Below are 13,178 nucleotides of genomic sequence, written 5' to 3'. Positions count from 1 at the left end.
AAAATTAGAAGATTGGAGGCAATCTACTTCCTGTCATAGCGATACAGAATAGGCCTAATCCTAAATCTTTTCTCGCTAAGCGTTAAGTAACTTTTGCCATTGGGGTGAAAAGCGATGGCTTCTCCTTGGGGTTCGGGTCTGTAGGGCAAAAGCAAAGGCGGCCTAGAAAGAACGTCGGGAATGCTTTCTCCCTCCATTCTTTTCCAATAATACACACTGAAATAGTTCCTAATTAGAATTTCACTTCCGTCGACAGAAATATCCCCACCAGTCGCCATGGTAAAGGGAAGCTCCATGACTTTTTCGAGCATGGCTTCCTTTTGTTCGAAAGCGTCAATCCCAACTTGGTAAAGGGTGCTGAGGCTGTCCCTTTTTGTTAGAATGTAGAATGTCCTTGAAACAGGGTCAAGCATGAGCGTCTCTGCATCCCTTGCCCCGTCGGGATATTTGAGCTTCAAGACTTCAGGTTCTATTCGCTGCTCTCCACCGAGGGAATCCGGTTCGGCGATTCTAAGGATTCTGATGGATTTCCATTGCCCACGGTTGTCCCCAATCTCGCCCACATAAATGTAGCTGCGCTGTGGATCCGGACCAGGGCCCACTGCAATATCCTCCCAATCCCTATTATACACGTCCTTTAGCCGAATTGTGCCGAGGTCATTTCCCAACGTGTCGAAGATATACAGGCGTGGACTGCTTCCGCTGTCGTTGTGCCCATAAATGACGCCATCGTACCGAAGCGAAAACGCCATACCGCTCGCCTCCTTTAGCTTTTTGTTTTCCAAAGGGCCGACCGCCACCTGATTCCCAAAGACAGTTTGGTCAAACTCCCGCTTATCGAGAAAAAAAACATCAGGATAAGGGACGTTCAATGCAATCCAAGCAGGAAAAAACACCAGAATAAGTAAAACTTTAAGTAAATGATCCATCAAGTGGGATTGTTCCGATAGCGAGGCAAAAATCGGGATTAATTAAGCCGCGCAAAGTTAAGTTTTGTTAATGTCTTGAGCTAACTCTTGTTTCATAAAACACAAGACGAAAAGATATGCATTTAGTTCCTCGAAGAACGAGCTTTGGAAAAATCCGGCCGAGCTATTTTTTTAAGTAGAAATATAAATCGGGAACCTTATCGTTAGCTTTTTCACTCAGGGTGAAATATCCTCCATCAGGATGAAAACAAAACGCTTCGCCCTGTGGCTCGCGCTGGTATGGAAGGAGTCCCGGGGTACCCGCCAACATATCCACAAACGACTGGTTGGGCTGTCGCGTCCAGTAAAATATTCGGTCATAGGTCTTTATCGCAACCTGCAATCCATCCTTTGAAACCGATCCCGCCGTAATGAACGTAAAGGGAAAAGTCCCGACGTCCACTGGTGTGTTTTGTCCAGAAGACTTTTGTGGAAAGGGTATTTCATACACCTTGGCGAGGAAATCCCGCTTGGTCACCAGATAGATATTTTTCGTGAGCGGATCTATCAGCAAACATTCAACGTCATGATTTTTTGCTGGGTATTTGAAGTCAATCTTGTCGATACCCTTGGAAATAGATATGTTTTTGCCCCGCTGCTGTTCGGCAAATTTCGGCTCTTCAAACCTTAGGATAGCATAATCGCCATATTTCTGCTCATTGTCACCAGTCTCGGCAATATAGATATAGCTTTTTCCGGCAATTGGACCTGGACCGATTTCCATGTCTTCCCAATCCCGATTGGAAAACCCAGCCAGAGTGTAAGATGCGACGGTCTCGGAATTGGAAGCATCCAGCAGGTAAATAGTCGCACCATCCCCAGAATCCTGGTGAACCCAAATGAATCCGGGATTGGTAATACTAAAGGACATTCCTGAAACCTCGTCCAAATCCACCGTGCCAAGACTTTTAGGGATTTCGACATAAGCAGTCGAGATACTCAAATCCTGAACTTTGTATTCCGATTTAAAGGGAATAACGCTCGTTGGGTCGGGCATTTCGGTCTCCGACTTATTTTGGCAAGAAGCGGTGCTGATATTAAAAAGCAGCACCAATCCAAAGGACCAAGCGAATAGGAACTGACTGAATTTCGAAAGATTGATTTTGCCTCGATGCTTCATCATGTATCAATAAAAAAGCGGCATCGCTGCCGCTTTCAATTTCAAGATTTGGGCCACTAGCCCGCCTTTTCCTTTTTGTCAACTGTGATTGTCAACTGATCTCCCTCTCCAAGGTAATCCGCCAAAATCACGTCGCCCTCTGACAATTCCCCTTTCAAAATCTCCTCGGCAAGCGCATCTTCCAAATATTTTTGGATTGCACGGTTCAATGGTCTCGCGCCATATTGCTGGTCGTAACCCTTCTCGGCGAGGAAATCCTTCGCTTTGTCGGTGAGCTGGATGGAGTATCCCATGTCTGTAATTCTGGAAAACAACTTCTTGAGGCTGATTTCGATGATCTTATGGATATGTTCTTTGTCTAGGGAATTGAACACAACGACATCATCCAATCTGTTCAAGAATTCTGGGCTAAACGCCTTTTTCAGCGCGCTTTGAATCGTGGATTTCATCACATCGTCCATGCTGGTTTGCTTGGACTTGGAGGCAAACCCGATTCCCGCACCAAAGTCCTTCAAATCTCTGACACCAATATTGGAAGTCATGATGATGATCGTGTTCCTGAAATCCACTCTTCTTCCCAATCCGTCTGTGAGAATCCCATCGTCCAATACCTGCAATAGAATGTTGAACACATCCGGGTGGGCTTTTTCTATTTCGTCCAAAAGAACGACGGAATAAGGCTTTCTTCTAACTTTCTCAGTCAATTGACCGCCTTCCTCATATCCCACATATCCGGGAGGCGCTCCTACCAATCTGGAAACGCTGAATTTCTCCATGTATTCAGACATATCGATTCGAACGAGCGAATCCTCTTTGTCAAAAAGGTATGTCGCAAGGGTTTTGGCCAATTCAGTCTTACCGACACCGGTTGGGCCTAGGAATATGAATGAACCGATCGGTTTTTTAGGATCCTTCAACCCCACCCTGGTCCTTTGGATTGCCTTGGTCAATTTCTTGATGGCCTCTTCCTGTCCAATCACTTTGGACTGGAGTTCCTCGTTCATATTGAGGAGTTTGATTCCCTCATTTTGGGCAATACGCTTTGCAGGAATGCCAGTCATCATGGCGATCACCTCAGCAACGTTGTCTTCCTCGACCATGTAACGCTTTGTTCTGCTTTCCTCCTCCCATTTGGCTTTCGCGTTTTCGAGTTGCTCCAGCAGTTTCTTTTCCTTATCCCGCAACTGGGCAGCCTCTTCGTATTTTTGGCTTTTGACAACCCTGTTTTTCTCGATCTTGATCTTCTCTACATCCTCTTCTAGCTTGAGGATTTCTTCCGGGACATGGATATTGTTGATATGCACCCTGGCCCCGGCCTCATCCAAGATATCGATGGCCTTGTCGGGAAGGAATCGATCGGAAATGTATCGATCGGACAGCTTCACGCAGGCCTCAATCGCTTCAGGCGTATAGATCACATTGTGGTGATCTTCATATTTATCCTTGATGTTGTTGAGAATCTGGATGGTTTCCTCCGGTGATGTGGCATCTACCATGACCATCTGGAACCTCCTGGCCAGCGCGCCGTCCTTTTCGATGTACTGTCTGTATTCGTCCAGCGTGGTCGCTCCGATGCATTGGATTTCGCCCCTTGCCAAAGCGGGTTTGAACATATTGGAAGCGTCCAGAGAACCACTTGCGCCACCTGCACCCACGATCGTATGCAATTCGTCAATAAACAGGATCACATTGGGAGACTTCTCAAGCTCGTTCATGACGGCTTTCATCCGCTCCTCAAATTGCCCCCTGTATTTGGTACCGGCTACCAACGAGGCCAAATCCAAGGTCACTACGCGCTTGTTGAACAATACGCGGGACACTTTTTTCTGGACAATCCTCAAGGCCAAACCTTCGGCAATCGCCGTCTTTCCAACTCCAGGCTCTCCAATAAGTATCGGGTTGTTTTTCTTTCTTCTGGAAAGGATCTGTGCAACCCTTTCGATTTCCTTTTCGCGACCAATGATAGGATCGAGTTTATCTTCCTCGGCCATTTTCGTTAGATCACGACCAAAATTGTCCAATACCGGCGTTCTGGATTTTTCGCTTGTACCACTCTTTGCAGAACTGGAAGAACTTCCCGAGGAGGAACCAAACAACTTGGACCCATCTTCATCCGGATCGTCAGCCTCTGCCTTTGCCTTGGGCGCAGAGTCGGTTTGGAACTCAAGCATTTCCTTCACAGCATCATAAGTCGTGTCAAACTTGTGCAAAATCTGAGTAGCGATATTGTCTTCGTCACGCAGAATCGAAAGCAACAAATGCTCGGTTCCGATCAGTTGGCTCTTGAATATTTTGGCCTCCAAATAGGTGATTTTGAGGACTTTTTCTGATTGCCTGGTAAGCGGAATGTTTGCGAGATTTTTGACATTGTGCGTAGCCGTACCTTTCACGGCTCTTTCTATTGAGTTGCGCAGCTCATCGAGCGGCACTCCCAATTTCTTCAAGATGGAAACAGCGACGCCTTCCCCCTCACGGATCATGCCCAGCAAGAGGTGCTCTGTACCAATGTAATCATGCCCCAACCTGAGAGCTTCCTCTCGGCTTAGGGAGATCACCTCTTTGACCCTGTTTGAAAATTTTGCTTCCATGCAATTCCTTTCTAGTTTTTCTTCTATTTCAGTAATAATGTTACCGAATTTGTTTTAAAAACACAATCAAAAGACTGATTGTTCATTTATTTTTTTTGAGAGATTCAGAACCACTTTTGACTCAGGACCTTTGCAAAACAACAAATCCAGCACGCTTAGGTTGGGCTCAAAGTCCCTGCCAAACATCTGGCTGTAGGGTACCTCTGTCATGAACAAACGAGCCGAAAAATCGGCCTTCGGATCGCAAATCCCACCCAAACCGTCAATATGCGCTACCGCTTCGAGGTTTTCCATTTCCTGGAGGGAAATATTAAGGCCTAGCAGTTTCAGACAAACTGTCAGTAGTTCCCAATTCATATCCCACAAAAACGTCAGGTCCTTATCAAACACAGCCTCAAAATACGGAAAGTAAAACTCAAAAAACGGTGCCTTCCCATAGCCACTCTGAATTCCCCGCAAATGAACGTTTTTCCATTTTTGGGAATAGTCGATCCTCATATCCTTGTAGGGCATCTTCTTTCGGCCAGAATGGATCGGGACAGTAAGCGTATCGACTTTGTTTGCGAGCAGAATCCGAGCACGATTTCGATAGGTTTGCTTTTGATAGGGTGCACTCGGATCGAAAGCAAGACGCTCAAAACCCGATACAGCCACAAAGAACTCAATCGGCGGCAGGTACATCAATTCAGAAAGGGCCGCACGGTTCATTTTTAAATCAATTTTGAATGATAGGATATCAAAGTATTTCGTCAACTGGACCAAGACCTTCCCGCACGACTTCAATATCATCTCCTGTACAATCCAAGATCGTAGAGGCGACATTGTTTCCATAACCACCATCTATGACCACATCCACAAGATCCCGGAATTTCTCAAAAATCAGTTCCGGGTCAGTACTGTATTCGATCACATCATCATCATCCCTGATGGAAGTGGTCAAAATGGGAGAACCCAATTCCTTGACCAACAAACGTGGGATAGCGTGGTCGGGAACGCGAATACCTACAGTCTTTTTGTTGCTGTTGAGGATTTTGGGCACGTTGTTGTTAGCCTCCAAAATGAAGGTGTAAGGCCCGGGAAGTGCCTTTTTCATGATCTTGAAGACAGGCGTGCTTAGTGCCCTTGTGTACTCGGAAATATTGCTGAGGTCGTAGCAGATAAAGGAAAAATTGTGGTGCTTAGGCTTTATTCCCTTGATCCTTGCAATCCGCTCGATCGCGCGCTGGTTGTGGATGTCACAGCCCATCCCATACACCGTGTCTGTTGGATAGATGATAATGCCACCATCTCTCAAAATGTCCACAATCCTGCTGACCTTTCTCATGTCAGGATTTTCCGGGTATAACTTGATAAATTCGGCAGCCATTTTTTCAATTTTTAGATGGACAAAATCAATCAACTCGTCTATGTCTGTACCATTTAATAAACTCATCAACAATTGGAACATCCGCGTCCGCCCAATCCAATCCAACCAGTTCATTCACTCCCAACCAAATTACTGCTTGGTGTTCCACGGGATCGGGATTTCCGTCTACAATTCTTGCCAGAAAAGGGATGAGTTCAATCTGTTTTCCCTCTGAATACCTGTGAAAATTACTCCTGAATCCCTGCAAAACCTCAATTTCGATACCTAATTCTTCGCTTAATTCTCGCTTCAGGGCATGCTCCGGTTTTTCTCCCGGTTCAATTTTGCCGCCAGGAAATTCCCACTTGTGAGGCAGAGACATTGTGGCACTTCGTTGTGCGCAGAGTATCTTGTCATTGTCCACCAAAATCGCGCAGCACACTTTGATAGTTTCTCCCATGGAGTACAAAGATGCATTTCCCTTGAACAAAAATCTCTATTTTTGCCGTTAACGCTTCAAAATTCCTCAGGAAAAAATGCTCCAAGACAAAAAACTGAAAATTTACCTAGTCGCCGTCATTACGATTTCTGTCTTGTTGGTTTCCTTCACGTTCTATTTCTACCAAGCTTTTTTTAGCCCAAATGCCCTGACTGACAAGGAAGAAAATTATGTCCTGAAGATCCACAGCAACAGTACTTTCCGGATGGTTTCTGATTCACTGTTGGAAAATGGAGTAATCAACGATGTGGTGACTTTCAGCTTTGTAGCAAAAGTCCTTAATTACCAAGAAGCCGTCAAGCCTGGATTGTATACGATCCCACCAAAGACCAGCAACCTGAACCTGATACGCCTTTTACGGTCGGGAAGGCAAACTCCAGTACGGCTGACATTCAACAATGTGCGCACAAAATCCGACCTCGCAGAAAAAATTACCAGCAATCTTGAAATTTCTGAAGAACAATTCTTGGAGCTACTGACGGACTCGGTTTATATCAGGAAATTTGGGTTCGAGGAAGAGACGATCATGGCAATGTTTATCCCCAACACATACGAGGTGTGGTGGAACACCAGTGCAGAAGGCCTCTTTGACCGAATGCATCAGGAATACACCAAATTTTGGACGGAACCGAGGAAAAAGAAAGCCGAGCAACTTGGACTTAGTCCATTGGAAGTGTCAACGCTTGCTTCAATCGTGCAGGCCGAAACCCAAAAAGCGGATGAAAGACCCAAGGTAGCGGGAGTGTACCTCAATCGTTTAAGGATAAGAATGCCCTTGCAGGCGGACCCGACTTTGGTGTTTGCGGTGGGTGATTTTGGACTGAAGCGCGTGCTCAATGTCCACAAGGAGATAGATAGTCCTTACAATACCTACAAAAACATTGGCTTGCCTCCAGGTCCAATTAACCTACCGGAAATCTCTGCATTGGACGCGGTATTGAATGCCGAGAGTCACCAATATCTTTACTTCTGCGCGAAAGATGATTTTTCCGGATACCATGCGTTTGCAAGCAACTACGATGAGCATATGCGGAATGCCAGAAGGTATCAGGCCGCATTGAACCAAGCCAAAATCTTCTAAGATGTTTACCTCGGAGACACAAATACGGGTCAGATACGCCGAAACAGATCAAATGGGCTATGTCTATTATGGCAATTACGCCATGTATTTTGAAGTCGCGAGGGTGGAATCACTGCGCGCGGCGGGATTTTCCTACAAGCAAATGGAAGACGATGGGGTCATCATGCCCGTCCTGGAGTTGCATACCCAATTTGTGAGACCGGGAAAATATGATGAACTGCTCACCATTAGGACGACGATTCCCGAGATGCCCGGTATCAGGATAAGATTTGACTATGAGGTAGTTAACGAAAAAGACGAAACCATCACCAAAGGTTGGACGACATTGACCTTCCTGAAAAAAGACTCCCATAGACCCTGCAGACCTCCCCAATATTTGCTAGATTTATTACAACCATATTTTCCGTGAGGGACATTTTTGAGTGAAAAGAAGAATCCGTCTGTTTTCTATCCAATTTACGCGGCAAGCCAAATTGCTCAGGAAATTTCACCTGCGTGACCCTCGGATCAATCTTTACGATGTGGGCAGGATCTTTATGGGGCAAATGCGCAAAGATGAAATCACCGAACGAGCCGGTGCGATGGCTTTTAGTTTTACAATCGCCCTCTTTCCGCTGCTCCTCTTTCTGTTGAACATGATACCCTATATCGGGCTTTTTTTCCCCGATGTGACCACCCAAAATATCCTGATGTTTGTAGCGGAGTATATTCCGAAGTCCATTTATCAGGAAGCGGAAACAACCATCATGGACATTGTCAGCAAACCGCGACAAAGCTTATTGTCATTGGGTTTCTTCCTGGCACTTTTCCTCGCCACCAATGGAGTGGTGTCAATGATGAACGCATTCAATGCGGTATACCGGACAAAGGAAAACCGGACTTTTCTCGTCACTCGACTTATTGCTGTCAGCATTGTGATGATGCTTGTCCTCGCAATCTGCGGGGCTGTAGTGGTGATGATCCTGGGGAGCAGCATACTCTATCGGATTTCGGAATGGGAGATCGTATCGGGAGGACTCTATATATTCATGCTGACGGTTTTTAGGTTCCTCGTATTGTTGTCTGTATTCATGATAACGGTAGCCTTTATTTTTCGCTTTGCTCCAGCCGTGCATGACAAATGGCGGTTTTTTTCTGCGGGTTCGATTACCGCAGGCGTTCTAATCACGTTCGGGTTCTACTTATTCTCTTTTTACCTGAATAATTTCGCGACCTACAACAAACTTTACGGATCTATTGGAGCCATGATCGCCGTCATGTTGTGGCTGTTTATCACATCCCTAATAGTCTTGGTTAGTTTTGAGATAAATGTAAGCCTAGACAAAGCTGCTGAAATCCATTTGCCGAAAAAGAGAGTAAACCAAGTCGATTGACCTGATTTTTGTCATAATAATTCGGTATATTCATCAGGTTTGGAGTTTTTCCCATTATCTAAATTTGTAAAAAATTACTCTCATGGAAACCAATAAAAGCATTTTTATTGCCACGACGCAGCCCTTTAGCGGAAAATCAATCATCGCCCTTGGTCTTGTGGATATGCTACTCGCCAAATCCCACAACATCGGATACTTCAAGCCGATTGTAAACCACGCACCCGATGTCAAAAAGGACGCACACATTGAGACGCTGATAAAGCATTTTAAGCTTCCAATCCAATACAACAACACCTACGCATTCACAAAAGAGGCCGCCAATCAGTTGGTTGAAAATGGACTCCAAGGAGAAATTATTGACACCATCATCAGCAAATACAAAAGTCTTGAAGAGAAGTATGATTTCACTGTGATAGAAGGGAGTGATTTTTTGGGTGAGGGTACTGCGTTTGAATTTGACGGCAACGTCATGATTGCCAAGAATTTGGGCACGCCCGTCATGATTGTCTTATCAGGAGAAGGCAAGACCGCTTCCCAAATTGCCACCGCGGCGAATGTCACGATCAATAGCTTCAAAAGCCGAAAGGTAAAAGTGATCGCCGTCGTAATCAACAAGGTGGAGACAAGTCAATTGGATGAGGTTAGGGCCGTCGTTAGTACGCAGGTGAAAAAGGACATCATCTGCACGGTAATACCTACCATCAAAGAATTGAAAAGCCCCTCAATGAAGGAAATCAAAGACCATTTGGGTGCGGATGTCTTGTTTGGCGGCGACTATCTAGCCAATCCGGTGGACCACTTCATCTTTGGAGCGATGCAGATTTCAAACTTTTTGAACCATATACGTGCCAACGTACTGATCGTAACTCCTGGTGACCGAGCAGATATTATAATGGCATCCCTTCAAGCCAACCAATCCAAAAACTATCCCAAGATAGCGGGTATAGTACTCACGGGCGGATTTGAAATCGCAGATTCTGTAATCAAACTTATCAAAGGTGCGGATATAAGGGTCCCGATATTACGGGTAGAAGAACCCTCATTCTACGCTGCAACCAAAGTAGCTTCCATCCATTCAAGGATTACACCCGAAAGCATCGAAAAAATTCACATTGCAACGGACACATTCCGGAAATATATCGATGTAGATCGTTTGGAAAAAGAACTGGTCAAATTCAATTCGTCAGGAATCACCCCAAGGATGTTTCAGTATCAGCTTGTTTCTTGGGCAAGAAACAAGAAAAAACACATTGTACTTCCCGAAGGCATAGATGAAAGAATCCTAAAGGCAGCCGACAGACTTGTCAGACAAGGAATTGTTAATGTCACGCTTTTGGGCAACTTAAATGACATCACGGGCACAATCAACCGCTTGGGTCTCCAACTCACCCAAGATAATTGTCAAATCATTGATCCTCATGATTCGATCTTTTTTGAGGATTATGCCCAAACCTTATTTGAACTAAGAAAAGGAAAAAATATGCCACTTGAAGTCGCTCGGGACTTGATGACCGACGTATCCTATTTCGGCACGATGATGGTCCACAAGGGACATGCGGATGGTATGGTATCCGGTGCAATGCATACAACGGCGCATACGATCCGGCCAGCTCTGCAGTTCATCAAGACCAAACCGGGTATATCGCTGGTTTCATCCATATTTTTCATGTGTTTGCCCGACCGTGTGACGGTATTTGGAGATTGCGCAATCAACATCAATCCAACTGCAGAAGAACTCGCAGAGATCGCTATTTCCTCGGCTGATACAGCTACAAAGTTTGGAATTGAACCCCGGGTTGCAATGCTTTCTTATTCATCAGGCGCTTCTGGTACCGGCGAAGACGTTGAAAAAGTCCGCACTGCCACGGAACTTGTGCGGCAAAATCGTAAAGACATCAAAGTCGAAGGGCCCATCCAATATGATGCCGCTGTGGACCCACTCACTGGAAAACAAAAAATGCCAGATTCAGAGGTTGCTGGCCAAGCTTCTGTGTTGATTTTCCCCGATCTCAACACAGGAAACAACACCTACAAAGCTGTTCAAAGAGAAACAGGAGCAATTGCAATAGGTCCGATGCTACAAGGATTAAATAAGCCGGTGAATGACCTGAGCCGTGGTTGTACTGTCGATGATATTTTCAATACTGTCGTCATCACGGCGATTCAGGCCCAAGAATAGTCAGTGTCGTTGGAGTAATATCAGCCAAGCCTGATGTACGTCGCCAGCCTCCAGAACCTCCTTTGCGAATTGGTGAAGGTGAAAGTAAAAGCTTTCGGGATCATTCTTAAACCTTGCTTTCATCTCCACGATTTCGGGGCTTTGTGAAAATTCCAAAATTTCGGCTTCTGCAGGCAATGCTTCTGCATTCCCAAGCCTACCGAGGTTGTTACCTGTCAAAACCGGGCTGTTTCGAATGATTTCTGGGATTTGATCTACACCAATCCCTCGATTTCTGATTGGTTTTGGGATTTCAAACAATGCTTGCCCATTGGCCCTACAGTACCAGTCCCCGCCCATTCTGGCGACTGCATCCAGTCTAAATGGATCAACCTGACCCTTTTCGTTCAGGATGGATTCTGAAAAATGCATCAAAAGCACCTCACAAATCACAAGATTGGCAGAACCTCCCCCGGCACCCACCGGAAGGACCTGAAGCACTCTACATTCGAAAGAAACAGGTGATTCTTTTACCCTTGGCGGCCTTACCAGTCTCGATTTTTCCTCCCTGAAACCCGACTTGACAAATTCATTGACGCCCTTTTCATATTCCGTACTCGCAAGAGACATCTGCTCCACCATCGAATAATTCACCATATTGATGACCACTTCAGGTATTTCAAGCACATTATCCAAACTGTGCTTTGCTGTATTGTCTCTCACCCTTCGGGCAGGAGAAAAGACCAAAACCGGGGGATTTGTGCCAAAGACGTTGAAAAAACTAAATGGGCTCAGATTTACGTTGCCATTACTGTCAATTGTACTTGCAAAGGCGATTGGACGGGGAGCCACGGTGCCCAGCAAATAACTGTGGAACTCTGCTATTGAAACATCTTTTGGGTCTATTGTCAACATATTCTGGAAATTCTTGAGGAACTAAATCTTTTGACCGGTGGTGCTGTAACACTGCCTGAATTGGCTAAATTACAATCAAAAACAATAATTGAAATGAAAAGTTATTCATCGAGCGAGCTGGCTATTTTGATATTCATTTTTGTGATTATGGCTGTAGGTACATCAGAGTCATTTGGACAAAATCTCAAAATCGCCACATACAACATTCGCTTTGATAACCCAAACGATACCGGCAATCTTTGGAAAGACCGATCCCCACATCTGTTCAATTTACTCCGATTCCACGAAATCGAGCTTCTCGGGACGCAGGAAGGATTGTATCACCAGCTAGAAGACATCAAAACTGCGATCGGATTCGAATATATCGGTGTAGGCAGGGATAAAGGTGGAAAGGAAGGAGAATTCTCCGCCGTTTTTTATAATCCAGAAATACTCAGCTTGCTTGACCAGGGAACGTTTTGGCTTTCCGAAACTCCCGATGCGCCCTCAAAGGGATGGGATGCGGCATTAAACAGAGTCTGTACATGGGGAAAATTCAAAACTAGGAAGAGGAAAACCTTTTTTGTTTTTAATATCCACTACGATCATATTGGTCAAAAAGCAAGAGAAGAGAGCAGCAAGTTGGTAATTCAAAGAATTAAAGAGATTAACACCGATAATCTTCCTGTAATCTTGATGGGCGATTTCAATGTGACGCCGGATAACCCTGCTTATGAAACGGTAATTCAAAATTCCAATTTAAAAGATAGTAGGCTAATTTCGAATATCCCCTCGATTGGAAATCAAGGCACTTTCAACGGTTTCAATTGGGAAAAAATCCCAGAGGGAATCATTGATCATATTTTTGTGAGTCCAAATATAATTGTCCACCGGCATGGCATCCTTACCGACAATTATGGAAAAAAATACCCTTCTGACCATTTCCCCATTTTCACCGAGCTAAGCTGGAAGTGAAAGAAGTCTAAAACTCAATATCACAAGAGGCCATCATTTTTTGCAAATTGGTCTTTGTCTTCATCGCAAAACGAATTCTAATCTCGGAGAAATCGGAAAGCTTCATGATTTTTGATGTAGAGTCCAATCCAAAAAAACTTCACCCATATAAAAAGCAAAAAGCCAGCAGAGATTGCT

Annotated in this window: 12 protein-coding genes; 5 read left to right on the top strand and 7 right to left on the bottom strand. The window is 44.9% G+C overall.

Annotation, left to right across the window (positions count from 1 at the left end; genetic code table 11):
- Window positions 1-23 precede the first annotated feature (23 nt).
- The 6 genes from C943_RS01330 to C943_RS01305 all read right to left on the bottom strand — a co-directional run bounded on the left by C943_RS01330 (window position 24) and on the right by C943_RS01305 (window position 6,481).
- The gene (locus tag C943_RS01330) at window positions 24-929 is read right to left on the bottom strand and encodes a hypothetical protein (RefSeq protein ID WP_008623538.1); all 906 of its coding nucleotides are present in this window, start codon (window positions 927-929) and stop codon (window positions 24-26) included.
- A 163-nt stretch (window positions 930-1,092) separates the two neighbouring features.
- A complete protein-coding gene (locus C943_RS01325; RefSeq protein WP_157198387.1) occupies window positions 1,093-2,091 on the bottom strand; it encodes a hypothetical protein in 999 nt (332 codons plus the stop codon).
- 53 nt (window positions 2,092-2,144) lie between these two features.
- Window positions 2,145-4,676, bottom strand: a complete 2,532-nt coding sequence (locus C943_RS01320) for an ATP-dependent Clp protease ATP-binding subunit (RefSeq protein WP_008623534.1) — start codon at window positions 4,674-4,676, stop codon at window positions 2,145-2,147.
- A 66-nt stretch (window positions 4,677-4,742) separates the two neighbouring features.
- Window positions 4,743-5,384: a WbqC family protein gene (locus C943_RS01315; protein ID WP_008623533.1), complete on the bottom strand. Its 642-nt coding sequence runs from the start codon at window positions 5,382-5,384 to the stop codon at window positions 4,743-4,745.
- A 28-nt stretch (window positions 5,385-5,412) separates the two neighbouring features.
- Window positions 5,413-6,042, bottom strand: a complete 630-nt coding sequence (locus C943_RS01310) for an L-threonylcarbamoyladenylate synthase (RefSeq protein WP_040478591.1) — start codon at window positions 6,040-6,042, stop codon at window positions 5,413-5,415.
- Window positions 6,043-6,067: 25 nt separating this feature from the next.
- The gene (locus tag C943_RS01305) at window positions 6,068-6,481 is read right to left on the bottom strand and encodes a (deoxy)nucleoside triphosphate pyrophosphohydrolase (protein WP_040478588.1); all 414 of its coding nucleotides are present in this window, start codon (window positions 6,479-6,481) and stop codon (window positions 6,068-6,070) included.
- A gap of 76 nt (window positions 6,482-6,557) precedes the next feature.
- Between C943_RS01305 and mltG the strand changes: the two genes are divergently transcribed.
- The 4 genes from mltG (at window position 6,558) to pta (ending at window position 11,153) form a co-directional block, all read left to right on the top strand.
- Window positions 6,558-7,601 (top strand): endolytic transglycosylase MltG, encoded by a 1,044-nt coding sequence (mltG, locus tag C943_RS01300; RefSeq protein ID WP_008623528.1) that lies wholly within the window; start codon window positions 6,558-6,560, stop codon window positions 7,599-7,601.
- 1 nt (window position 7,602) lies between these two features.
- On the top strand, window positions 7,603-8,010 hold the full coding sequence (locus C943_RS01295; RefSeq protein ID WP_008623527.1) for an acyl-CoA thioesterase: 408 nt from the start codon (window positions 7,603-7,605) through the stop codon (window positions 8,008-8,010).
- A gap of 13 nt (window positions 8,011-8,023) precedes the next feature.
- Complete coding sequence (locus C943_RS01290) at window positions 8,024-8,974, top strand: YihY/virulence factor BrkB family protein (protein ID WP_008623526.1); 951 nt, start codon at window positions 8,024-8,026, stop codon at window positions 8,972-8,974.
- Between the two features lie 82 nt (window positions 8,975-9,056).
- Window positions 9,057-11,153, top strand: coding sequence for a phosphate acetyltransferase (gene pta / locus C943_RS01285; RefSeq protein ID WP_008623525.1), 2,097 nt, complete (start codon window positions 9,057-9,059; stop codon window positions 11,151-11,153).
- Here pta and C943_RS01280 read toward each other — a convergent pair whose 3' ends face one another.
- The gene (locus tag C943_RS01280; protein WP_008623524.1) at window positions 11,154-12,047 is read right to left on the bottom strand and encodes a flavin reductase family protein; all 894 of its coding nucleotides are present in this window, start codon (window positions 12,045-12,047) and stop codon (window positions 11,154-11,156) included.
- Between the two features lie 93 nt (window positions 12,048-12,140).
- Here C943_RS01280 and C943_RS01275 point away from each other — a divergent pair, with 93 nt between their 5' ends.
- On the top strand, window positions 12,141-13,001 hold the full coding sequence (locus C943_RS01275) for an endonuclease/exonuclease/phosphatase family protein (RefSeq protein WP_008623523.1): 861 nt from the start codon (window positions 12,141-12,143) through the stop codon (window positions 12,999-13,001).
- Window positions 13,002-13,178: the final 177 nt, after the last annotated feature.

Source organism: Mariniradius saccharolyticus AK6, from assembly GCF_000330725.2.
GTDB classification, from domain to species: Bacteria; Bacteroidota; Bacteroidia; order Cytophagales; family Cyclobacteriaceae; genus Mariniradius; species Mariniradius saccharolyticus.
The sequence above is the reverse complement of the archived record's forward strand: the minus strand, read 5'-3'. Positions and strand labels throughout refer to the sequence as shown.

What these genes read in the sequence shown, in the direction of transcription:
- C943_RS01280 (WP_008623524.1), bottom strand. Translation starts at nt 12,047, where the DNA reads ATGTTGACAATAGACCCAAAAGATGTTTCAATAGCAGAGTTCCACAGT.
- C943_RS01325 (WP_157198387.1), bottom strand. Translation starts at nt 2,091, where the DNA reads ATGATGAAGCATCGAGGCAAAATCAATCTTTCGAAATTCAGTCAGTTC.
- C943_RS01310 (WP_040478591.1), bottom strand. Translation starts at nt 6,042, where the DNA reads ATGGCTGCCGAATTTATCAAGTTATACCCGGAAAATCCTGACATGAGA.
- C943_RS01295 (WP_008623527.1), top strand. Translation starts at nt 7,603, where the DNA reads ATGTTTACCTCGGAGACACAAATACGGGTCAGATACGCCGAAACAGAT.
- C943_RS01275 (WP_008623523.1), top strand. Translation starts at nt 12,141, where the DNA reads ATGAAAAGTTATTCATCGAGCGAGCTGGCTATTTTGATATTCATTTTT.
- C943_RS01315 (WP_008623533.1), bottom strand. Translation starts at nt 5,384, where the DNA reads ATGAACCGTGCGGCCCTTTCTGAATTGATGTACCTGCCGCCGATTGAG.
- C943_RS01330 (WP_008623538.1), bottom strand. Translation starts at nt 929, where the DNA reads ATGGATCATTTACTTAAAGTTTTACTTATTCTGGTGTTTTTTCCTGCT.
- C943_RS01320 (WP_008623534.1), bottom strand. Translation starts at nt 4,676, where the DNA reads ATGGAAGCAAAATTTTCAAACAGGGTCAAAGAGGTGATCTCCCTAAGC.
- C943_RS01305 (WP_040478588.1), bottom strand. Translation starts at nt 6,481, where the DNA reads ATGGGAGAAACTATCAAAGTGTGCTGCGCGATTTTGGTGGACAATGAC.
- mltG (WP_008623528.1), top strand. Translation starts at nt 6,558, where the DNA reads ATGCTCCAAGACAAAAAACTGAAAATTTACCTAGTCGCCGTCATTACG.
- pta (WP_008623525.1), top strand. Translation starts at nt 9,057, where the DNA reads ATGGAAACCAATAAAAGCATTTTTATTGCCACGACGCAGCCCTTTAGC.